Origin of the sequence: Paenibacillus guangzhouensis (assembly GCF_009363075.1) — a bacterium.
Classification (GTDB): Bacteria; Bacillota; Bacilli; order Paenibacillales; family Paenibacillaceae; genus Paenibacillus_K; species Paenibacillus_K guangzhouensis.
The window spans coordinates 1,640,123-1,660,794 of sequence record NZ_CP045293.1 but is presented as its reverse complement, the minus strand read 5'-3'; the positions used below and the strand labels follow the sequence as shown (position 1 = coordinate 1,660,794).

The following is a 20,672-nucleotide window of genomic DNA, read 5'->3' as shown; positions in this document are numbered from 1 at the left end:
CCTCAAGTTTGAATTCAACTCCAATCTCTAAAACGAGGAAAATATAATATTTTTTTTGTTTTCCTAATTCTATAGTACCCTTTCCTTCTTGTCAATTTCAAGTCCAGCACGACATTAAAATAGCCCCCACCTGGCAATCAGATTGGGGCTATTTTACGATTACGACCAAGGTAGTGTGGTCAGTCTTCTGACAACACTTCAAAGTATTCCTATTACCGAAGAAGATTGGTTTTCGCCAGTTCGATGATTTCGTTGCCTTGCCCGTTTAAAACGGCTTTCAACATCCACATCGTAAATCCGCGTGCCTGCTCGAAGTTGATCTTCGGCGGCATAGCCAGCTCCTGACGATTGACGACAACGTCCAGCACTACCGGACCGCTGTGTTCGAATGCTCGGCGAACGGCGCTCTCCAAGTCATTCGGATCCTCGACCCGGATTCCTTCAATTCCCATGGATTGTGCCAGTACCGCAAAGTTTGGATTATCGAGTTCCGTTCCAAATTCTAAAAAGCCCGCTGCTTTCATTTCTAATTCCACGAATCCAAGCGCACCATTATTAAAGACAACGATCTTGATCGGAAGCTTATGCTGACGAAGAGTCAATAGATCTCCGAGCAGCATGGTGAGTCCCCCGTCCCCGGACAGTGATACGACCTGGCGTCCTGGCAGTGCAACCTGCGCCCCAATCGCCTGAGGCATGGCGTTTGCCATTGTCCCGTGGTTAAACGAGCCCATAAGCCTTCTTTTTCCATTCATGCTCAAATATCGGGCAGCCCACACAGTCGGCGTCCCAACATCGCAAGTCAAAACGGCATCCTCATCTGCGAAATCGCTGATTACCTTCATGAGGTATTGCGGATGAATAGGAGCTCGGCCGGGCTCTGCAAGTTTGTCCAGTTCCTCGCGGACTTTAGCATAATGTGCTGCAAAGTGCTGCAGATGATCAGGGGAATGCGGTTCATTTAACAGGGGTAACAGCATTTCGACCGTCGTCTTCACGTCTCCGCACACCCCGTATGCGAGTGTCGTTCGCCTTCCTAGTCGGGAGGAATCTAAATCAACCTGAAGGATGGTCGCTTCTTGCGGATAAAATTGTCGGTATGGAAAATCGGTACCCAGCATGAGTAATACATCGCATTCCATCATGGCGTGGTAGCCGGAAGAATATCCAATGAGGCCGGTTAATCCGACGGAATACGGGTTGTCGTATTCCAGATATTCTTTTCCTCGCAGCGCTATGACCATCGGGGATTGCAGCTTCTCGCACAGCTTCATGAGCGAAGCATGAGCTCCCGCGCAGCCGGCACCGCACAGCAAGGTGATTCTCTTTCCTTTGTTTAAGTAGTCGGCAAGCGTCTTCAATTCATCTGTAGAAGGGCAGACAATCGGGCGGGTGGAATGGATAACGCGTTCCGGAACGGGGCTTTCGTCGAATTCGAAAGCGGCTACATCACCCGGAAGAACTAAGACAGACACTCCCGACCTTGCCGTCGCGGTCTGCATCGCCATCGTAACCGCTCGAGGCATTTGCTTCGGTCCGGTTACGACTTCACAAAAGAAGCTGCATTCCTGGAACAACATGTCCGGACGAGTCTCTTGAAAAAAGCCGCTGCCGATCTCACTGCTCGGAATATGAGCGGCAATCGCAAGTACTGGCACCCGATTTCGATGGCAATCGTACAATCCGTTAATGAGATGCAAATTACCTGGTCCGCTGCTACCCGCACATACGGCGATTCCTCCGCTGAGGGTGGCATCCGCGCCCGCCGCGAACGCTGCAACCTCTTCGTGACGGACATGGATCCATTCTATTTTTCCGGAACGACGGATCGCATCGAGCAAGGCGTTGAGCGAATCGCCGATAATGCCGTAAATTCGCTTCACGCCGGCGTTCAGAAGGGATTCCACAATGGAATCCGCTATCGTTCTTCTCAAGGGAATCTCTCCTTTTTGTTTTTATTATATTGCCATAATACGTACAGCCTATTCTTGATTTCACAACGATTTAAGCTCCGTTAGCGCAACGAGGCTGCCGATCCATGGCGGCAGCCTCGTTTTAGAGTGATTTTATTAATCTATAGGGTATCCCGTTGGTATCATTCTTGATTAGTATTAAAAACTCTATTTTCCCTGCTGCTCCAACGGTACTGAACAGGCTAGCACTAGGACTTTGAAGTTTGTTGAATCTGGCAGGTGGTTCGGGGATCAGCTTCCGATTCGAATAGATCTTACGATCGATTCACCCAATCGTGTGGAAGGAGAAATGACGACATACCCAGCATTCGTCCCCTCAATGCGCTCCAGGTGGAACGAATCGCCCTGCGGCGATAAAGCGACGCCTCCGTTCTCGGCCTTTTGAAGATCGGGAACATAGATGATGGTAGCCGCGAGAGAAACTCCTTCTGCCGAGGATGTATTTGCTTCTTCCCATGTCATCGTGAACGCATCCGAATCGGGATCGTGACGGTAATGCTGCAAGCATCCGGCAACAGCCATTGGATAGGCGCGGCGGATCGCCTTGAAGAATGTATATTCGTCCATATTGCTCCCTTCATAACTCCAATACGTATCTCCGCACAGCAGCTTTTCGAACATGTCCTTCACCACGTATGCAGCTTCTGTCGCGCCCGAGGAGCCGTAGTATGCACCCCATTCGCCGATAACGAGTGGCATATCGAGCCGCCCGCGCGTCTGTTCGTGCCTCTCGAAAATAAGCCCGACCCGTTCCGCATTAGCCGCATCCGAGAAGTTCGTATCCGTAACGAGATCATAGCCGTGTGGCGCATAGACTTGATTCGCATCGCGATTACCGTGAACATCGATTGCTGGTTCGATGCCGCTCAATACACCAATGTTCGAGAAATAATTCGTTTCTAGGAAAATAGCCGTCTCGGAATCGACTTCGCGAATCGCTTGCGTCACCTTGGAGAAGAAAGATGATAACGTGTCACGCTCGAACCTAGCGTAGCCCTCGGTCACAACATCGATAATGGATGTATATCGCTCCGTTTCACTCATAAATTGCAAGAGGTTCATCCGTTTCTCGGGATCGAAAAAGTCCTGCATCAATTGTTCGATATCTGGATCGGAAATTTCTTCTGCTACGGCAAATTCTTCGGCATATTTCGCATACATCAGCGGCTGTATTTGATTGGCATCCGAACCGATAAATGGCTCGTTCATCAGATCGTAGCCGATCACGGCAGGATGGTCTGCGAACCGTTCCGCAACATGCCGCCATGCCGCTGCATAGTGATCCTGCAGGCCGATGCCGTCCTCAGCAGGTGCGTTGTTCCAGAAATGATCGAAGGCCCGCTGAACCGCGGGACTGATTAAATACGCATCGCTCCACACTTCACCCGTTACATGCGGAGCTCCGTCCGACAGCGTCGCCCACTGTGGCGCCCCGTCACCGTAATCAACGCCGTACAAGTCCTGGTGCATGTCGAGGAATACCCAGAGGCCTTGATTCGCCGCATACTCGACGAACTTCTCAATCGCAGAGAGATATTCGTCATCATACTTTCCGGGCTCAGGTTCAACGCCATCCCAAATTATGCCTAGCCGTATAACGTTGAACCCCCATTCCTTCAGCTTCCGAAAATCTTTTTCGTCCCAAGCGCCAATATAGTTGCCCTCTTTGCACACCATATTGATGCCATGCAAAATGACTTGGCGACCCTCTTGATCCACGAACTGGCTGCCCTTTACCTTAATCGAACGGTTCAACATATATTATCCCCTTCCGCATCGTTAAACTGACTAGTCAGTTTAAATTTTCGAAAGCTCTCTCCTTAGGCGGGTCACTTGTTGTCCGAGCTTTTCCATGATTATACATGGAAGAATCAAAATACGATAGGACTCTTTACTTATAAAGTCAAAATCCATCCTGGGTTATAATGCGTCGTCAAATACTCGTTCCATTTGATCGGCCTCTTTAGAAACTGCGAAGAAGACAAATGATCCCCTCGTCTTTAACACATAATTTTCGACTAGAAAATATTCGTCTGGGCGATAGTCTTTGAATTTTATTTTTTGTGCATCGATTCGTTGCTTAATTTTCTCTATAACGTTATCCGCTTGATTCTGTTCCGTTAGCTTGATAACGGCCAACTCATCTGCTTTCACATTTGATGTAGATGTATAAAGAATAAAATCAACGATGCTGTCCACATCAATCTTATACAATTTCTTCAATTTATTCTGATCCCCCACTTTCATTTCCTTCAAGTTCACCTTCTGTTCGATGTTTTCTCCGATTTGGATGGCCGACAGTTTAGCATCTTCCTTGTCATCCTTGCCTGAACATCCGACCAATACGCCAATCGCGACGATAAATGCAAGAATAACTGGGAAACAGGCACTTTTCTCTTTCCGTTGTTTTCTCATAGGATCACTCCGTTAGATTTTTTATGGATGGGTCTTCAAAAAACGTATTCGCATTATAAAGAAATAGCATGTCATGGATATCGCGTTCCTTCACGAATGACGCCAAGTCACCTTCATAATATCGAAGGTCTACCACATCAATTTCGCTAAAGTGCTTTAATAGGAAAGGAACAAAGCTATTGGCGTATGAATCTTTGACCACCAGCAGTTTTTTTCCGTTTGCAAGAGCCGTTTTGATTTGGACAAGCGCATGGTTACCGTTAAGGAACACGGCATATTTATCTTTCACTTCAAGCTGCTTCATCGCATACAATGAATTCGTGGTTAGACCTTCCTCGACTGATGTTACGGTATATTTCTCTTGATTCTTTGGCAGGTACAGTTCAATGCTGTCGGGCTGAATATGTCTGAAACCGCTTTTTGAATGCAGCGAGCCATAAAATTCATCGGTTACTTGCCGGATATTAAATTCTCCCTCACGCTGCGGTGCTAGCCCCATTTGCTTGCAAAGTTCTAGGTAGGCGATATAAGCGCCTTGGGTCGTCCAATGATGGTCGGTTTTATAGAAAATGGACAGTTCCCGTGCGGCATATAAAGCAGGAAACACATCGACAAAACGAATAGTAGGATGCAGCAAGCTGCGGATTTCCCTCAAATATGCTTCTTCATCGCCGACTATGGCATATTTCGGATGCTTGTCTCGATACAGTGCCGCCGCCGTTGGTACCAGCATCATATATTTGCGCAAGCCAGGCGTGGCTTGGTCAAACGCATGAATAGCATTCACCTTCTCTTCCACATCCTCTTCCGCCGGGGGACTAAAATTCTGAATCAGATATCCATCTTTGCCGAGGTAGATTCCGTTGCTCTCCTTCTTCCCCATGATGCGATCCGTATCGGTTTTCGCCCCGATCCACATGTCTCTAAATACAAACTGGTCAGACACGTATTTCTCAAAGTCGGCAATGAATGTTCCTGACAACAATGCTTGCAGCGAGAAATGCGGCAGCTGCTTCAGCATCCGGTTCTCCGAATCCGAAAATGTACGAACCGGCATCACAACATTCAGACCGGCGATCACACCTATAAACAATAGCAGTAATAGCGCTAGCAAATTACGGTGGGTTTTGATATATCTGTCCATCGTCGCCCCCCCCTTAAAATCGAAAGTATAAAAACGGATTATAGGTGTCATTGACTAAATAAGCCGTCGACAAAACCATAAATATTACATAAATCATTGGAACGACAATCACGCCGGCAACCCTCCATTTTTCCTTCATGTAGGCTAAAATTTTTCCTGGAAGTGGGGTTGCACAGCATGCCAATACGACAAGGAATACTACATTCGTAGACAAATCGTAGAGCGTCTGTCGATCCGCAAAATCATGCCCGCCGAAACCAAACATCACACCGATGAAATGCCAAGCGGAAGCCAACGTATCCATCTCGAATAATACCCAGCCGATGATAACAACTAGTAGCGTGTAGACATGACTGACCGAAGCGGGCATGCGTCCCAGCCACCGCAAAAGCAGTAGTTTCTCAATCATGACAAAGAATCCAAAATACAAACCCCATATGATAAAATTCCAGCTGGCACCGTGCCATAAGCCGGTTAAAAACCATACGACCAATAAATTCCGGAGCTGCTTCATTAGCCCTAACCTGTTACCGCCAAGCGGTATGTACACGTACTCGCGAAACCAGGTGCCAAGCGAAATATGCCATCTGCGCCAAAACTCCGTCACGCTTTTGGAAATATAAGGGTAACGGAAATTTTCCATAAAATCGAAACCGAACATTTTGCCAAGCCCGCGGGCCATATCGGTGTACCCGCTAAAATCGAAATAGATTTGCAGCGTAAACGCGATTATGCCAAGCCAGGCGGATAGTACGGTCAATTCCTCAATCGGAGTCGATTTTACGCTTGTCCACAATAATCCGATATTGTTGGCCAGCAGCACTTTTTTGGCAAGTCCTCTGATGAACAGTTCTGCCCCTTCGCCAAACCGATCTAGCGTCACCTTACGGGTTACGAGCTGCCCCGCGATGTCGTCGTATTTGACGATCGGACCGGCAACAAGCTGCGGGAACATCGTCACGTAAGCCCCAAAAGAGATGAAATTCCTCTGCACCGGAACTTTGCCTTTATAGACGTCGACGATATAGGACATCGTCTGGAACGTATAAAAGGAAATGCCCACAGGCAGCGGCAGATCAGCCGCTTGGATATGAAGATTCAACAACAGATTGATATTGTTCACGACAAAACCGGAATATTTGAAAAACCCGAGTATGCCTAAACTGCCAATCATTGAAAAGATAAAAATAGCTCTAGCGATCGTCTTTCGATATCTATACTTATCGATCAGCAACCCATTGAAATAATCAAATACGGTTGAAAATATCATAATAAAAATGTATATCGGCTCGCCCCATGCATAAAAAATTAGGCTAACCGCCAACAGGACAGCATTTCGAAGCTTCATAGGCGATACATAATAGATTAGAACGGTGATCGGCAGAAAGAGGAACAGAAATATTAGGCTGCTAAAGACCAATATTCACACCTCCAATCAATTGACACGTCTGCATGTTATTTCACTTGATCTTTCAGCAGATCCAATAGCCTTGTGTAATACGCTGGTTTAAAATGAATGCCGTCCGAGTCGTATAACGCATCAGAGCCGATTGAAAATATCTGGGACAAATCAACAAATCCAATGTTCTCTTTGTCAGCCAACGCTTTTAGCCCTTGATTATAGTCGTTGATATTTTTGTATCTAGGTTCTTTCTTTTCCGCCTCAGCCGTGACCGGAGTTACCGTTAAAAGCGTGATTTTTGCTTGCGGGAGTTTTTCCTTGATCGTCTCGATCAACTTGGCATAGTTTTTTATGGAATATTCCTTGGGATTGTCTGTAGGCCACAAAATATCGTCTGACCCCAATTGGATAAAGACATGTTTCGGTTCCCGTTTGGTCAACTCGTCGATATCTCCCAATGCAAACTCCGCAGTTTTTCCGGCGCCTGCCAGTACGTTGCCTTCATCCAGCACCTCATGAAAAGACAGGCCTTCTGTAATGGAATCCCCCAAAAATATCGTATTTTGAAAGAGGGATTGATTCGAATTTGCGGTTGCCACCGAAGAAGCTGCTTGATGTTCCTGAGTTTGAGACGACGGTTGTTGCGGATGTGTGCTTACAGGTTCATTACCGCATGCCGCCAAGGCAAGCGTTAAGCTCCCGATGAGTACTAACGTAATAGTTTTTTTCATGATTATATTCCTCTCTTCATTTATTTTCAGAAGTCCTTTAATTCCGTTCTTCCGATAGTGAGTGTAATCGCCCGAGATAAAGATAAGGTGCAGATCACATCAAATTGATTTAAAGAAAGATAAATTAAAAAAGCGTAGAACCGGAGTTCTACGCTTTTTTATATAAATGAAAATAGAACATGACCCCATCGGGTGTATTGGTTACGCCATAAGGCACGTCATGCATCTCCAGAATCTTTTTGGAAATGGCAAGGCCTAGACCGGTACCTCCGTTCGACCGTTGGCGGGAAGGTTCGCCGCGATAAAATCGGTCCCAGATCTTCTCAAGTTGTTCATCCGGAATGCGGGCTCCTGTATTTTCAATGCAAATTTTAACGGAATCCTGATCATCCAAGGTGGTTACGAGAATGGACTCCGACTCCGGCGTATAACGAATCGCGTTAGTGAGGAAATTGATGATGACTTGCTCAATTCGGAGCTCATTCGCTACAACTTCGACTGATTTAAGTGAAGTGTAAAGATGTAATTGCTTTGCCGTGATATCAACGGCCAATTTATCACATACCCGTTCGATAACGGTACCGATATCAAAGGAATCCATGACCATGTTATACGTCCCAGATTCATATTTTGCCAATTCCAGCATATCCACGATCAGCAGATCCATCCTTTTGACTTCGTCTTCCATCGCGGTAAAATAATAATCCCTTTTATGGCTTGCAACCCCGTCTTTCAGAATCGCAAGGCAGCTCTGAATAACGCTTAATGGGGTTTTCAGCTCATGCGATACGCCGGATATAAATTCTTTTCGCGTATGCTCCAGCTGCTTTTCTTTCTCAATGTCCTGCTGTAGCCGAAGAATATAGGAGTGCAGCCGCTCGGAAAGCTGATTAATATTTCGCGACAAGTCACCGATTTCGTCTTTCGTAGTAATAGGGATTTTTTCCGAAAAATCAAGCCCTGCCATTTGCTGCGTCGTACGGTTGATGCGCAGTAGCGGCCGAGCGATCCGGCGAGAAATATAAAATGATGTCAGCAGCACAAGTAGCAATGTGGCGATAATGATATACACATAGTAATTTTTGATCATCCCTGCAGCTTCATTTACCGGCTGAAGTGACGTCATCGCAAACAAATATGCGGGATCTCCTTCACGATCTTGGAACCGATTCACGAATATTTTGTAATTCACATGGTTTTCTTCATAATCTACGGTCTGATTGGTATTCACGGTATGATCATCATCGCCGTACAGCAAGTCCGCTTGGAAAGCTTTGATACGATCCAGAAATAAGTGGTTTGTATAACGCGAAATACCTGTACCTTCTGGAATCTGGACTTTCGTAATGACTCCTTTGACCAGAAATTCGGGATATTTCTCATGGTATTCAATCGGGCTCGCATATCGATTGACAACCTCGTACTCTTTGTTCACCATCTGCCGATTTTCCAGCCGGCTTTCATCTCTCAGATTGGATCTGCTCATTCCCATCCGCTGGATAACTGGCTGGTTGTTCATGATCAAGCCTTCAATCGCGATCCGTTGCCCTTCTTGAATCCATGGCGTGAGGAACGGATTATTGCTGCTGAAGTCCTCTACGTTGATAACACTGTATAGAGGCACAGTCACCGTTTTATTGGAAAGCGCAGAATCATCCGAACGATCTATTTTGATCTCCATCAAAAAATCGTCGGCATACTTTATATTTCCTTTGGCATCCAAAGCCGTGATCCAGGTGTTATGCTTTTGAAAAAAGTCTTGCTCCAGCTTTGCCATCTCCTGTGTGTTCGAGGCATGATTCAGGTAGTCTTGTTTATAAGCCTGAATCGCCGCGTTAACGTCTTTCGCTTTTTGATGAACATAAAATTGTTTGAAAAATACGGTTTGCAAGGCTAAAATAACAACAAGAATAAACAGGCATAATCCCGACATTAATAGAAATAGCTTAAGAACAATACCTCTTCTCATGTCTGCTCCTCGAATTTATAACCTGATCGAACGATCGTGACAATATGCTTGGCATGCTCCCCTAGCTTAGCACGCAGATTGCGGATATGGCTGTTGACTGTTCGATCGTCACCGACGAAATCATATCCCCAAATTTTTGTTATCAGCTGATCTCGGGTCACGATAATTCCTTTGTTCTTCATCAAATAAGCCAATATTTCTAATTCGGTATGCGTCAGACTGCACTGTTCCCCATCGACCGTAACGCTTCGGGACGGAAAATGGATCGAGAGACCGCAGCTGGACAACGTGTCTTCCTCTTGTTCCCGGATCTGCCTTGTTTCCAATAGCCGTTTCGCCCGTGCCAGCAGGATTGGAGGACTATAAGGTTTCGTTACGTAGTCGTCGGCACCGAGTTCAAACCCCATCAATGTATCGTCTTCATCCGAACGGGCCGTCAACATGATAATCGGAACATTCGATAGCTTACGGATGCGTTTGCATACGGACCATCCGTCTAATTCAGGGAGCATGATATCCAGTATGATGAGATCCACCTCATGCTCTTGGAATAACGCTAGAGCATGTTTTCCATCGCCCGCTTCAAGCACTTCATAGCCTTCTTCCAGCAAATAATCTTTCATAATTTCACGTAAGATAAGCTCATCTTCTACAATTAATATTGTTCTTGACATTTAACTACCTCTCAATGTTTTTCTAGTAAGGATTGTTTTCACACTTTTCGAAACTGACACCTTCTTATCTGATTTATCTGAGGAATAGCTGCATTGTACTCTCCTCTGCACCGAAAATGCAAATTTGTCTTCACTAGACTAACCCTAAAAAATAAATGCAGCGGGCACTAAGACTTGAAAAATATCGTCTTAGACAGCCGCTGCATTTATTGGCTATATTCTTGTCTTCGTATTCACTAGTTCCATATCCATAAACACATCCGCTCTCACATAGGGCATGGGTCCGATCTGCTCGACAGGAACGTGCTTGAATCCAACCGATTCATAAAGATGAACGGCGTTCGGTAGCTTGGTGCTGCTGCCCAAAAACAGCGATGTTGCGCCAAGACCACGTGCGTGGTTAATGGCCGCATGAATGATCTTCCGTCCGTATCCGCGCCCCCGCAACTCGGGTGTAACGCTCATCTTCGAGAGCTCGAATACACCAGCCCCAGTCGGCACGAGTGCAACGCATCCGACGATCGAATCTCCATCGCGTGCGATGAGTACGTCACCTCCTCTATTCATAATGTTCTCAACCGGGTTATCGAGGATGACTCGGTCCGCCTCTTCGATGGAGAAGATACGGGCGATCCATTCCTCGTTAAGTGTTTTGAAAGCCAGAGCTTCTTCGCGCGTCTGCATCGAAGTGATTGTCAGCACTGTTTCATGCATGCTATGTTTCCTCCTCTTGTGCCGTTATATGCCGCTCGTATCATGGGTATGTCCTTCGCGGGTCTACCTGCCTTGTGCTTTTTCGCCCCTTAATGTCATACAAGTGCTTGAGGCATGAGCGATGAGTTTACCGTCCTCGTCAGTAATATTACATTGGACGAACCCAATTGTATGTCCCCGCTTATACAGCGTAGCATGGGCCTTTATTTTGGCGTTCCACACAGGTCTAAAAAAATTTACTTTCATCTCGATCGTGGTAAATGTTTCGTCTTTTTGCAAGGTAGATCCGTAGGCAATTCCCATGGCCATGTCGGCAAGAATGCCGATGATACCGCCGTTGCATGTGCCTTGCGGATTCGCATGTTGTTCAGAAGCCTGCATTTCATACGTGGCCTCGCCCTCTTCTACGCTAATTAGCTTCAGTCCCATAAAGCGCTCAACGGGAGACGTCTTCGATTCTCCGTTTAGCACATTCCGATAATGATCAAGAATGGTCATTTTGTATATTCACCTGCATCTTTCCTCGTCTCTGACTCAAATTACTAACCACCAGTGCAATGATCACGATGAAGGTCCCTGCGAGCTGTAACCTTCCGACTTCAACGCCCTGGAGAGCACTGATCGTGACTGTCGTAACAGGGACGATGTTCATAAATAGCATGCCGTTCTCCGGCTTCAACATTTTATTGCCGACGTTCCAAGTGAACACGGCAAGTACGCCTGCAATCAGGATCATATACAGTAGTTCAGACCACACGCTTCCGATCCTCTCCGCACTTGGCATCGTCAAGGCTCCGAAAACCGTTGCCGTCAGCACGATTAAAATATTCACCAAGGATCCGAAGCATGTTGTCAGAGCGGTGTAGCGAAGCGGCGACCAGCCTACTAATTGACTGCCTCCCATCGTATAAATGACCCAGCATATAGCACCGAGCATAATCAGCAGACTGGCACCAATGTGCTCTTTGATTTGAATGATTAGGGAGGGATCTCCATTCGTTATGACCAGCATTGCGCCTGAAAGCGCAATGAAAATTGAAATAAAAGTAGAAAGATTGGGTTTCCTTTTATGCACAGCCCATTTTACACATGTCGTTAATAGTGGCATTAATGCCATGATAACGGAGGCATTGATTGCACCTGACGGTCCGCTGAGCTTTTGTCCGACAAAAGTAAGAAACCCGAATCCCGAAAACCCTGCAGCGCCAAAGAAAAATAACTTCCATGACTTTCCCTCCAATCGAAGAGCGTTCTTCCCTTCAAAAGCGATCAGCATTCCCAACAGAATGAGGCCTGCCCATATGTAGCGAATCGTCGTGAAATAGAACGGATCGAGAGTTTTCAAGGCAACTTGCATGACGGGAAACATGCCCCCCCACGCCAGCACAGGAATCAAACAATAGATGATACCCGTTAATAAATTGTTTCTGTTCATTCTTAAAACCTTCTTTCCTGAGCGATGTGATTTCCGACAGAATTGTTCAGCCCCCTTTTTTCCATCATAAATGAAGGTGAATAGAACAGATCGATAGGACCAGAACAGAAGGATGGAACCTCCTGTATAATAGAGACACACACACCTAGTGCGAATATATCGGGTTAATGGGTCTGGGGGCAAAACATATGAAAAAAACAGTTCTTTCAAGCAAATATGCAGGCAAACTGTTTGAACAAATTTATGACTATATTCTGGATCGAATCCGTCGCGGAGAATGGAAGCCGCATGAGAAGCTCCCCTCCATCCGCTCGCTGGCGATCGAATTCAATGTGCATCGACTAACGGTCTATAAAGCCTATCAGCTACTAAAGGAAAATCGGATCGTTGAAGCGAAGGACAAATCCGGCTATTATGTAAGACCGAACGGTGGAAGTTTTCCTGTGGATTCGCTGCATAATCCGATCGTTTCTGCTTACGTGCATGAAAGCCATCTTTCTGAAATTCATCAGGTGCAAGCCGAATATGTACTGTCAAAATCGCTGCTCGACCCGAACCTGCTCCCTAATCTTTATTTTTCGGAATATGTGAAACAAGTGTTCGATTTGTATCCCAAAATGCTCGGCACCTACTTTACCGTGCAAGGAGACCAGGAACTGCGAGATGCGTTGTGCCGTTACTTTACGGATCGCCACCGGTTTCACTTGTCTGCGGACGAATTATTGATCACATGCGGATCGCAGGAGGCCATGGATTTGGTTGCCAGAGCACTGGTCAAGCCGAGAGATGTCGTTATGTTGGAGCGCCCTACTTACAGCACGGCGATTGATATTTTCAGAAGACAAGGCGCGGATATCGTTCCGGTCGAGATCCACCCGTACGGCTACGATCTAGAGCAGGTTGAGAAGTTGATGAAAACCTACAAGCCGCGGCTGTTTTATCTAAATCCTACCTTTCAAAGTCCAACAGGCTATATCGTACCCGCCGAACAAAGGAAAAGGCTCGTTGAACTTGCTGAGAAGTATCAATGTCTGCTATTAGAGGACGATCCTTACCGCTACATATATTTTGGTGAAGAGCCTCCACGGCCTCTTTTTGCTTATGATACGGCAGGATGGGTCATTTATCTTCGCAGCTTCAGCAAATATATCGCTCCCGGCCTCGGTATCGCCATCGTTGCGTGCCGCCCTTCCATCATGAACTACCTGATAAAAGCCAAAATGTTGTCGGACAGCGGGACGCCTTTGGTGAATCAGAAAATTTTTCTGCATTACTTTTTCAGCGAGCGGCTGCAGCAGCATATGGAGAAGCTTCGCATAGCGCTTGCGGTCCGTAAGGATATCGTAGAACAGGAATTGTCCGCTACCGACTGGCAGTGGAACTCCCCTGCAGGCGGATTCAACTTATGGGTGAGGCTTCCGGAAACGGTGGAGATTGAACGTTTACTCAGTACATGCATCAAGCAATCAATTACTTTTGTGCCCGGAGCGATTTGCGATCCGCTCAAGGAGTACAAATCATGGATACGCCTCAGCTATTCCTATCTGAATGAGCAGCTATTGAGAGAAGGCATCCAGAGGCTTGTCGAATTGGCAGACGGGGTGTGAAAGGATGAAAAATTACCATTCCAGCAATTCCAGCCTCACATTTGACCAAATTGTGCCTGCAAACTGTTCAATTGGACAACAGCATAACAAAAAGAGCGAGTGCTCGTGGAAAACTGACCGCGAACCTCGCTCTTTTGCATATGACTCTTCACAAATAGTCCAAGCTATTAAAAATTAAAATCAGCCCAACGATACACATGATCCACGAAATAACCGATCCTGAATGCTTCGCAAGCTTGATTCGAAGCCTCTCCAATGGTCTTTGCATCACTTGCCCAAATAATAAATGCAATGTAAATACGATTAATGGCGGTAGCACCATAATAAAATTATAACCAGCTAAAATCGGGAGCCACTGAAAAACTGCTAAATTTGAACTCGTCATAATACCAATCGCAGCAAAATAAGGAAATGCTGCTCCCACTTCAATCAACGATGTCGTGAACCCGAGTGCAATCATGGATGCCTTACTTTTTGATTTCGGTCTTGGCAAATCCGTTTTTTTACTCTTAGGATAGTAAAAGCTAGCTATAAACAGAATTCCCCCAATGATCAGCATTACCCAACTCACGATCCTATTTTGAAATATGGAGGAGAAAGCAGCCAGTAAAACATCCAGACCTAACATGAAAGCAACACCTACTAAAAAATAAAATGCTGCGACTGTTACTAAATAAATCATTAAGCGTGAACTTAATCGCTCTTTTTCAGTTAACAGCAAATATACTGTTACCCCCAATGTAGCCGGACTAAGGGCATCTAATAGGGCTAATCCCCCTACCATAAAAAGTAATTCAAGACTCACGATACTCCTCCTTGCTCACTGGAAGAGCCCTGTAAGGAAGAAATGTGAATATGATATGCTCGCTCCATAAAATCAAGCACTTCTTTTTCTATAGGATATAGTCCGAGCATCTCAGATTGATTTGGACATTTTCTTATATCCCATAACTTATCAATAAACTCGTCTTCATCTTTAAATTCTTCCACTTGTTTTTCCAGCATACGCCGAATGATACCTTGCACTCTTGATGAGGCAGGATCATCCTCCATATGTCGTTTTATTTGACCTAGCAGAGCAATCCACTCCAGAGAGTCAGGGTCTTCTCCATTCATTTTTGGAAGTCTTGTCCAAACCTCCTCAATCTCCTTATCCTTAAACATGCGCTCCTTGAAGGGAAGTAATCTCTTTTTATTTTGATTCCATAACTGAATAAGTTTCTGTATCGCAATATGGTGATTCCCACCTTCGACTGCAATACCATTTATCAATTCCCGCAGTGATGACTCTATACTCTTTAATCTTGCTTGCTCTTCCATGATATAAACTAACTGGCTTTTCAAACTAATCGACCAATCCCACTTAGAATCAGATAGCATATCTCTAATATCTTGCAAACTGTAACCCATTTCTTTTAAAAATTGGATAGATTGAAGTTTCTTTAAATCCTCTTCTGAATATAGGCGATGTCCACCTTCTGTTTTGGATGAGGCTGTCAATAATCCGGTTTGATCATAGTACCGAAGTGTTCTGACCGTGATCTTCGTTTGTTTCGCAACTTCTTTAATATGAATCAAGTACAGGCACCTCCGATGATTGATACATGCTAATTTTCTTTTTCTTTATATACAGCATATTTAATTAAATATCCCAATCCAAGTCCAACTAATACTCCCGGAAATGCTTGATCCAGCATAAGTCCAACCCCTGCTCCTATAATGACACAGGCATAAATAATGATATCTCCTTGTTTCATATCTATCATCCCCTATGCATAAATCTCTTCTCCCCCTCAATTAGACGATTCAATCGACATCACTCAGGGAAAGTTTCAGTATTAGCCCTATTATACAAAATGACGTAACGTCACTTTCAAGTATTTAATATTTAGAAAGATTTCTCCCATAAAAAGTCGGCAATAGCTTGATGTTGACGCAACGTAATCTTATATAATTATTTTCACAATACAATTATCAAGAGGTGATGTGATATGAATAAATATTACGTTTGTCTTCTTTTCATGGGTATGCTTTTTCTTAGTGCCTGTAGTAATCATGAAGAAAAAGAAGATATGCGAACGATTTCACTAAAGGAAGTGGATATCCTCCATATTGACCATGGCAGCACAACAGTAATAGTAGAATCAGCGAATATTGAATCACTTGAAGCTTCCTTACTCATGAATCATAATGGACCGGGAATCGTTATTGACGAAGGGAATCAAAAAGTCAAAATTCGGCTGAAGAGTGATATTAGACGCATGTTAAATATCGGGAAAATGCCTCAGCTATCTATCCGTATTCCGACCCATTATGAGGGAAAAGTAACAATTGATGGCTCTTCAGGCAACGTTAAGATAAGAAATCTGAGTACACGAAAACTCGATATTACGGGAACTAGCGGAAATATATCGCTAGACTACTTAAAAATAAATAGTGACATAAATGTTTCTGTCAAAAGCGGTAATATTCTTTTAAATCTCGCAGACAAGTTCTCTAATATAAACTGGTTTTTACAATCTGGTAGTGGAAGACGATCTGTAGCTATTCCGTTGGATAATCGTCAGGAAAGCAACAGAAAATTACAGGGACAAACGGGGGATGGCTCATTTAATATGCAACTCCAAACAACTTCTGGAGATATAACAATTAAATAAAAGAATTTAATCAGCATTGATCGCAAAGGTTAGGGCCACATATTGCTTACTCGAAGAATTATTGACCTCAGACCTACGTGTGTTTAGAGCTCCATTAAACTGCCCTTTAACGCAACGCGGCTGCCGATCCATGTCGGCAGCCGCGTCTTCGGTATCCAATATGAATCAATGTCATGATGCATTAACTTAAGTGCGTTAATACGCTCCACTGCGGATTTTCGTTCTGGCATAAGGAATCGTTAGCCAAGGAGCAATTCTCCCATCTTTTGTGGATAGGATCTGTGGATCTATTCTTCAAAAGTAGATTTGGAATGCGCCACTAGCATGTTTCCGCTTGGGTCATAAAAGTCAAAATCTATTCCAAGGATCTCTTTGACTTCTTCGTACTCAACTACTCCTCTGTCTTGTCTGATCTCGCCAATCTTTACCCCATTACTCTTCAGATGGAATAGCAGTTTCATAATGTCCTCTGTTTCAAACCCGATAACGACCGACATTGTTCCTTGATGTAATTCCGTTTCACACAGAAAAATTTCCGGACCCGAAGGAAGTTCAAGAATAGTCATTTTATTGTCCGGTCGTTTCCATTGTATCCTGCATCCTAAATAATTAACGTACCATACAGTAGATTCTTCAAGATTCTTAACTGGAATTTGCAAAAAAGAAACTCTTTCAACGATCGTATCTGCCATGTTCTTCAACCCGCCTCTGTAACTGGATTTTTCTTCCTGATTTTAGACTAGTTTTTTATATCAGCTTAGTCAACTTCATTTTTGTATAAGATGATACCATTCTCCGCTAATGATCTTAAATTATCCTGCCCGTTAAGTTAAAAAACGGCAGCTAATGAATGGCTACCGTTACTCTGTCTTTTATTGATCTATCGTTTCCCGTTAGTTCAATTGTGTTTCTCACTTTCTAATGCCGAAAAATCGGTCCGTATTTTCCCAGAACGATTTTTTCCCCTGATCATTAGCCCATACTCCCATATTAATAATTCCCCTCTCGGAGAAAAATTCAACTTCGTATATGCTACTTAAGGGGATAATCTTGTGTCCAAATAACCATTTATATTCAAGATATTCATCATTAATATTTAAATAGGTTTTTTTAAGAATCCCACTGCAAGCCAAGCGTACCCAAATAATGATCAACATACACCAAAAGATGAAGCGGTTGGAGCTTTAAAACAGCTGAAGGACGAAGGTAAAATTAGAGCAATTGGCGTTTCCAACTTCTCACTTGAACAATTGAAAGAAGCAAATAAGGATGGTTATGTCGATGTATTACAGGGAAACTACAATTTGCTGCAGCGTGAAGCGGAACAAGAATTCTTTCCATATACGACAGAGAATAATATCTCGTTTATTCCATACTTTCCACTAGCATCAGGCATACTGGCCGGTAAATACAATAAAGATATGATATTCAATGATCTACGCAAAGATATGCCTCTATTCCAGGGCGATGTATTTAATAAAAATCTAGAAAAAGTAGAGCAACTCCGAATATTTGCAAATGAAAAAAATGCCGAAGTTGCTCATGTTGTCCTTGCTTGGTATTTAAGACATGATTCAATTGGTGTAGTCATTCCCGGAGCAAAAAGAGCAGAACAAGTGCTAGATAATTTAAAAACATTGGACGTCCACCTGACAGAAGAAGAAATCAACGAAATTGATCGTATTTTTAAATAGGTTCTCTGTGGCGACACATTCATGCCGATCCCGAAACTGCTTGGGATTTTTTCAGCGCAACGCGGCTACCGATCCCAGTCGGCAGCCGCGTTTTTGTTAGGAGTTGGATAATTGTTGGTCTATTGGGAAACGATAGAACATGATTTTCATCTTCTCGAATCGAGGTTATGACATGAGTGACCCTAATACTTGCAACACATCCCCATTGAAGCAGCAATTGGAGCAACAATTGAAAGAAATTTCAACACTGGCCGAGCAAAATATGATGCGGCTAAGCAATGAAAACATGTGCCTCATCCAAGAATTCGAAACGATGCGCAAGGTGATGACTGATATCGTAACGACAGCCGCTTCGTTTTATTTAAAATGCTATTTATCCCCTTATACATCCAAATACGAAGATTTGACGACTTGTGTGCGGCATTTATCTGAACGCAAGCATGGCGCTTTAATTGTCGTGGAGCGTAACGATCCGCTTGAAGCGCTCATTCGCCCTAATGTACCTATCGGAGGGATGATAACGCATGCCTTAATCGAATCGATTTTTTATCCGGGAAATCCGCTGCATGACGGCGCTGTCTTGATTCGCTCCGACGTTGTTATATCGGCTGCAAATGTCCTGCCTTTATCCAATATTCAAGCAACAGAACAGAAACTGGGCACAAGGCATCGAGCAGCAATCGGCCTGACCGAACGCTGCGATGCTATCGTCATTGTTGTGTCTGAGGAGACCGGTCAGGCTTCATTTGCCATCAAGGGAGCACTCCATCCGATCAATATGTGAATCGCGTGATATCCATCGTTAAGAGATATTGCATACTCCACCAATCGCTGTGACTAGGGTTTTCGCGATCCAAGAATCGGGACTGCCTCGCTTGTCCCGTTAGTTGAATAAGTTAGCTTCATTCTTGAGAATCCCATAATATACAAGATCTATATATTCGTTTTCCTTCATGACATGATCCCTTAGGATACCTTCTTTTCTCATACCTATTTTCTCCATAACTCTGCCTGAAGCTAAGTTTGAAGTAAAGTACCGTGCAAATACTTTATGGTAGTGCTTTTCACTAAAAGCAAATTCGAGTATAGCTTTAGAAGCTTCCGATGCATAGCCATTTCTCCAATATTCTTCTCCTACCCAATAACCAATTTCACCATTATTAAACTTTTGATTGTTAGTTAATGCGATTGCTCCATATAATTTTCCCGTAACCTTATCTGTAATAGCAAACTCATAAGACTTATTATCATTAAAATTATCAATATGATTTTTTATCCAGGATACAGCATCCTCTATGGAATACGGGTACGGTAGATATAAAGTATTTTTATAAAGATTGTAATTATTACAAAGTTTAGTAACCTCAGGTGCATCAGATTTTTTAAATAGACGTAGAAGTAGTCTATTCGTTTCTATGGTTTTTTCTGTTTTATTATAAATCATTATTTTCCCCCTTAGATATCGGCAGCTGAATGAATGGATGCCTACTCTGTCTTTTATTGATCTATCGTGTCCCGTTAGTTAATTAAATTTGTTGTCGGTTTGAAGTGTCTTCGTCGCTTTTGTACTCCAAAATATCACCTGGCTGACAATCCAAAGTCCTACATATCGCTTCTAGTGTTGAAAAACGAACCGCTTTTGCTCTCCCATTTTTCAGAATGGAAAGGTTCGCCATCGTAATTCCAACCCTCTCCGAAAGTTCTGTTACGCTCATTTTCCTTTTTGCCAACATCACATCAACATTGATGATAATCGCCATGATATTCACCTCAGATCGTTAAATCATTTTCTGATTTTATATGAATCGCTTCTTGTAAAAGTCTTTCGAGAACAGCAGTAAAAACGGCGATCACCAGTGAGGCGAAAATAATGACGAATCCCATTGGCATGAAACTTGGCGGGTCAATCTTTCTCCCCATCAAATAGTAGAGTGGCATACCTAGCAGGTACAAGATACTGATTGTGATGGCACAGTATTTTATTTTTTTTAAAGCTTTTACGGATAATTCTGAGAACGCTTGGTTCTTATCAATATAGCTTAAAAGTTTAAAAGCTTGATATAGAGCAAAGTAAAAAGGTATCGCTGCCGCGTACATATCGACTAAAACGAGAGATTTCATATAAGCAATATCAGGATACAATTCTCCAGCAAAATCCCCGATCTTAGGCACCAAAAATATGCACAATGCAAGAACTGGGATTCCAATAAGAATATCAGCTATCTTCAAAAAGAGTGTTGTTCCCCGTTTCATAAAG

The 20,672-nt window shown here is 43.9% G+C and carries 22 protein-coding genes and 1 pseudogene; 4 read left to right on the top strand and 19 right to left on the bottom strand.

All coding sequences use genetic code 11. From position 1 onward, the window contains the following. Nucleotides 1-212: 212 nt before the first annotated feature. The 11 genes from poxB to GCU39_RS07380 form a co-directional block, all read right to left on the bottom strand. Nucleotides 213-1,934: a ubiquinone-dependent pyruvate dehydrogenase gene (gene poxB, locus GCU39_RS07430; RefSeq protein ID WP_152392931.1), complete on the bottom strand. Its 1,722-nt coding sequence runs from the start codon at nucleotides 1,932-1,934 to the stop codon at nucleotides 213-215. A gap of 270 nt (nucleotides 1,935-2,204) precedes the next feature. Beyond that, nucleotides 2,205-3,731, bottom strand: a complete 1,527-nt coding sequence (locus GCU39_RS07425; protein ID WP_152392930.1) for a cellulase family glycosylhydrolase — start codon at nucleotides 3,729-3,731, stop codon at nucleotides 2,205-2,207. A 162-nt stretch (nucleotides 3,732-3,893) separates the two neighbouring features. Beyond that, nucleotides 3,894-4,388 (bottom strand): DUF4358 domain-containing protein, encoded by a 495-nt coding sequence (locus tag GCU39_RS07420; protein WP_152392929.1) that lies wholly within the window; start codon nucleotides 4,386-4,388, stop codon nucleotides 3,894-3,896. A 4-nt stretch (nucleotides 4,389-4,392) separates the two neighbouring features. After that, a complete protein-coding gene (locus tag GCU39_RS07415) occupies nucleotides 4,393-5,532 on the bottom strand; it encodes a DHHW family protein (RefSeq protein ID WP_152392928.1) in 1,140 nt (379 codons plus the stop codon). A gap of 13 nt (nucleotides 5,533-5,545) precedes the next feature. Beyond that, complete coding sequence (locus GCU39_RS07410; protein ID WP_152392927.1) at nucleotides 5,546-6,952, bottom strand: MBOAT family O-acyltransferase; 1,407 nt, start codon at nucleotides 6,950-6,952, stop codon at nucleotides 5,546-5,548. A 35-nt stretch (nucleotides 6,953-6,987) separates the two neighbouring features. Continuing rightward, nucleotides 6,988-7,665 (bottom strand): GDSL-type esterase/lipase family protein, encoded by a 678-nt coding sequence (locus GCU39_RS07405; protein ID WP_152392926.1) that lies wholly within the window; start codon nucleotides 7,663-7,665, stop codon nucleotides 6,988-6,990. A gap of 148 nt (nucleotides 7,666-7,813) precedes the next feature. Continuing rightward, nucleotides 7,814-9,634: a sensor histidine kinase gene (locus GCU39_RS07400; RefSeq protein ID WP_152392925.1), complete on the bottom strand. Its 1,821-nt coding sequence runs from the start codon at nucleotides 9,632-9,634 to the stop codon at nucleotides 7,814-7,816. Beyond that, nucleotides 9,631-10,308, bottom strand: coding sequence for a response regulator transcription factor (locus tag GCU39_RS07395; RefSeq protein ID WP_152392924.1), 678 nt, complete (start codon nucleotides 10,306-10,308; stop codon nucleotides 9,631-9,633). Before GCU39_RS07395 ends, GCU39_RS07400 begins: the two co-directional genes overlap by 4 nt. Nucleotides 10,309-10,521: 213 nt before the next feature. After that, nucleotides 10,522-11,022 (bottom strand): GNAT family N-acetyltransferase, encoded by a 501-nt coding sequence (locus GCU39_RS07390; protein ID WP_152392923.1) that lies wholly within the window; start codon nucleotides 11,020-11,022, stop codon nucleotides 10,522-10,524. 63 nt (nucleotides 11,023-11,085) lie between these two features. Then, nucleotides 11,086-11,520 carry a PaaI family thioesterase gene (locus GCU39_RS07385; protein WP_152392922.1) on the bottom strand — a complete coding sequence of 145 codons (435 nt, stop codon included), beginning with the start codon at nucleotides 11,518-11,520 and terminating at the stop codon, nucleotides 11,086-11,088. After that, nucleotides 11,507-12,457 carry a DMT family transporter gene (locus GCU39_RS07380; RefSeq protein ID WP_152392921.1) on the bottom strand — a complete coding sequence of 317 codons (951 nt, stop codon included), beginning with the start codon at nucleotides 12,455-12,457 and terminating at the stop codon, nucleotides 11,507-11,509. The genes GCU39_RS07385 and GCU39_RS07380 overlap by 14 nt, the downstream gene beginning before the upstream one ends. A 188-nt stretch (nucleotides 12,458-12,645) precedes the next feature. On the opposite strand from GCU39_RS07380, the gene GCU39_RS07375 reads away from it, so the two are divergent. After that, a complete protein-coding gene (locus GCU39_RS07375; RefSeq protein WP_152392920.1) occupies nucleotides 12,646-14,064 on the top strand; it encodes an aminotransferase-like domain-containing protein in 1,419 nt (472 codons plus the stop codon). Between the two features lie 148 nt (nucleotides 14,065-14,212). Here GCU39_RS07375 and GCU39_RS07370 read toward each other — a convergent pair whose 3' ends face one another. The 3 genes from GCU39_RS07370 to GCU39_RS31390 are packed head-to-tail and all read right to left on the bottom strand — an operon-like array spanning nucleotide 14,213 to nucleotide 15,821. Continuing rightward, a complete protein-coding gene (locus GCU39_RS07370; protein WP_407671696.1) occupies nucleotides 14,213-14,872 on the bottom strand; it encodes a GAP family protein in 660 nt (219 codons plus the stop codon). Beyond that, the gene (locus GCU39_RS07365; protein ID WP_152392918.1) at nucleotides 14,866-15,642 is read right to left on the bottom strand and encodes a MerR family transcriptional regulator; all 777 of its coding nucleotides are present in this window, start codon (nucleotides 15,640-15,642) and stop codon (nucleotides 14,866-14,868) included. Before GCU39_RS07365 ends, GCU39_RS07370 begins: the two co-directional genes overlap by 7 nt. 29 nt (nucleotides 15,643-15,671) lie before the next feature. Next, nucleotides 15,672-15,821 (bottom strand): hypothetical protein, encoded by a 150-nt coding sequence (locus tag GCU39_RS31390; protein ID WP_193726807.1) that lies wholly within the window; start codon nucleotides 15,819-15,821, stop codon nucleotides 15,672-15,674. Nucleotides 15,822-16,055: 234 nt separating this feature from the next. Here GCU39_RS31390 and GCU39_RS07360 point away from each other — a divergent pair, with 234 nt between their 5' ends. Then, nucleotides 16,056-16,721, top strand: a complete 666-nt coding sequence (locus GCU39_RS07360) for a DUF4097 family beta strand repeat-containing protein (RefSeq protein ID WP_152392917.1) — start codon at nucleotides 16,056-16,058, stop codon at nucleotides 16,719-16,721. 83 nt (nucleotides 16,722-16,804) lie between these two features. Here the strand turns inward: GCU39_RS07360 and GCU39_RS31385 are convergent, their stop codons facing one another. After that, the gene (locus GCU39_RS31385; protein ID WP_193726806.1) at nucleotides 16,805-16,951 is read right to left on the bottom strand and encodes a hypothetical protein; all 147 of its coding nucleotides are present in this window, start codon (nucleotides 16,949-16,951) and stop codon (nucleotides 16,805-16,807) included. 57 nt (nucleotides 16,952-17,008) lie between these two features. Beyond that, the gene (locus tag GCU39_RS07355; RefSeq protein ID WP_152392916.1) at nucleotides 17,009-17,413 is read right to left on the bottom strand and encodes a VOC family protein; all 405 of its coding nucleotides are present in this window, start codon (nucleotides 17,411-17,413) and stop codon (nucleotides 17,009-17,011) included. Between the two features lie 456 nt (nucleotides 17,414-17,869). On the opposite strand from GCU39_RS07355, the pseudogene GCU39_RS07350 reads away from it, so the two are divergent. Together GCU39_RS07350 and cdaS are read left to right on the top strand one after the other, a co-directional pair. Then, nucleotides 17,870-18,415 (top strand): annotated as a pseudogene (locus GCU39_RS07350) (aldo/keto reductase); the annotation flags it as partial. 172 nt (nucleotides 18,416-18,587) lie between these two features. Beyond that, nucleotides 18,588-19,199: a sporulation-specific diadenylate cyclase CdaS gene (gene cdaS, locus GCU39_RS07345; RefSeq protein WP_152392915.1), complete on the top strand. Its 612-nt coding sequence runs from the start codon at nucleotides 18,588-18,590 to the stop codon at nucleotides 19,197-19,199. Between the two features lie 99 nt (nucleotides 19,200-19,298). On the opposite strand, the gene GCU39_RS07340 is transcribed toward cdaS, so the two are convergent. The 3 genes from GCU39_RS07340 to GCU39_RS07330 form a co-directional block, all read right to left on the bottom strand. Next, nucleotides 19,299-19,859 carry a GNAT family N-acetyltransferase gene (locus tag GCU39_RS07340; RefSeq protein WP_152392914.1) on the bottom strand — a complete coding sequence of 187 codons (561 nt, stop codon included), beginning with the start codon at nucleotides 19,857-19,859 and terminating at the stop codon, nucleotides 19,299-19,301. Nucleotides 19,860-19,941: 82 nt separating this feature from the next. Continuing rightward, the gene (locus GCU39_RS07335) at nucleotides 19,942-20,175 is read right to left on the bottom strand and encodes a helix-turn-helix domain-containing protein (protein ID WP_152392913.1); all 234 of its coding nucleotides are present in this window, start codon (nucleotides 20,173-20,175) and stop codon (nucleotides 19,942-19,944) included. A gap of 10 nt (nucleotides 20,176-20,185) precedes the next feature. After that, on the bottom strand, nucleotides 20,186-20,668 hold the full coding sequence (locus tag GCU39_RS07330; protein ID WP_152392912.1) for a DUF2975 domain-containing protein: 483 nt from the start codon (nucleotides 20,666-20,668) through the stop codon (nucleotides 20,186-20,188). Nucleotides 20,669-20,672 lie beyond the last annotated feature (4 nt).

Excerpts from the sequence above, each read along its gene's own strand:
- GCU39_RS07425 (WP_152392930.1), bottom strand. The coding sequence starts at position 3,731 with ATGTTGAACCGTTCGATTAAGGTAAAGGGCAGCCAGTTCGTGGATCAA.
- GCU39_RS07420 (WP_152392929.1), bottom strand. The coding sequence starts at position 4,388 with ATGAGAAAACAACGGAAAGAGAAAAGTGCCTGTTTCCCAGTTATTCTT.
- GCU39_RS07415 (WP_152392928.1), bottom strand. The coding sequence starts at position 5,532 with ATGGACAGATATATCAAAACCCACCGTAATTTGCTAGCGCTATTACTG.
- GCU39_RS07405 (WP_152392926.1), bottom strand. The coding sequence starts at position 7,665 with ATGAAAAAAACTATTACGTTAGTACTCATCGGGAGCTTAACGCTTGCC.
- GCU39_RS07400 (WP_152392925.1), bottom strand. The coding sequence starts at position 9,634 with ATGAGAAGAGGTATTGTTCTTAAGCTATTTCTATTAATGTCGGGATTA.
- GCU39_RS07395 (WP_152392924.1), bottom strand. The coding sequence starts at position 10,308 with ATGTCAAGAACAATATTAATTGTAGAAGATGAGCTTATCTTACGTGAA.
- GCU39_RS07390 (WP_152392923.1), bottom strand. The coding sequence starts at position 11,022 with ATGCATGAAACAGTGCTGACAATCACTTCGATGCAGACGCGCGAAGAA.
- GCU39_RS07385 (WP_152392922.1), bottom strand. The coding sequence starts at position 11,520 with ATGACCATTCTTGATCATTATCGGAATGTGCTAAACGGAGAATCGAAG.
- GCU39_RS07380 (WP_152392921.1), bottom strand. The coding sequence starts at position 12,457 with ATGAACAGAAACAATTTATTAACGGGTATCATCTATTGTTTGATTCCT.
- GCU39_RS07375 (WP_152392920.1), top strand. The coding sequence starts at position 12,646 with ATGAAAAAAACAGTTCTTTCAAGCAAATATGCAGGCAAACTGTTTGAA.
- GCU39_RS31390 (WP_193726807.1), bottom strand. The coding sequence starts at position 15,821 with ATGAAACAAGGAGATATCATTATTTATGCCTGTGTCATTATAGGAGCA.
- GCU39_RS07360 (WP_152392917.1), top strand. The coding sequence starts at position 16,056 with ATGAATAAATATTACGTTTGTCTTCTTTTCATGGGTATGCTTTTTCTT.
- GCU39_RS31385 (WP_193726806.1), bottom strand. The coding sequence starts at position 16,951 with ATGCCAGAACGAAAATCCGCAGTGGAGCGTATTAACGCACTTAAGTTA.
- GCU39_RS07355 (WP_152392916.1), bottom strand. The coding sequence starts at position 17,413 with ATGGCAGATACGATCGTTGAAAGAGTTTCTTTTTTGCAAATTCCAGTT.
- cdaS (WP_152392915.1), top strand. The coding sequence starts at position 18,588 with ATGAGTGACCCTAATACTTGCAACACATCCCCATTGAAGCAGCAATTG.
- GCU39_RS07340 (WP_152392914.1), bottom strand. The coding sequence starts at position 19,859 with ATGATTTATAATAAAACAGAAAAAACCATAGAAACGAATAGACTACTT.
- GCU39_RS07335 (WP_152392913.1), bottom strand. The coding sequence starts at position 20,175 with ATGGCGATTATCATCAATGTTGATGTGATGTTGGCAAAAAGGAAAATG.
- GCU39_RS07330 (WP_152392912.1), bottom strand. The coding sequence starts at position 20,668 with ATGAAACGGGGAACAACACTCTTTTTGAAGATAGCTGATATTCTTATT.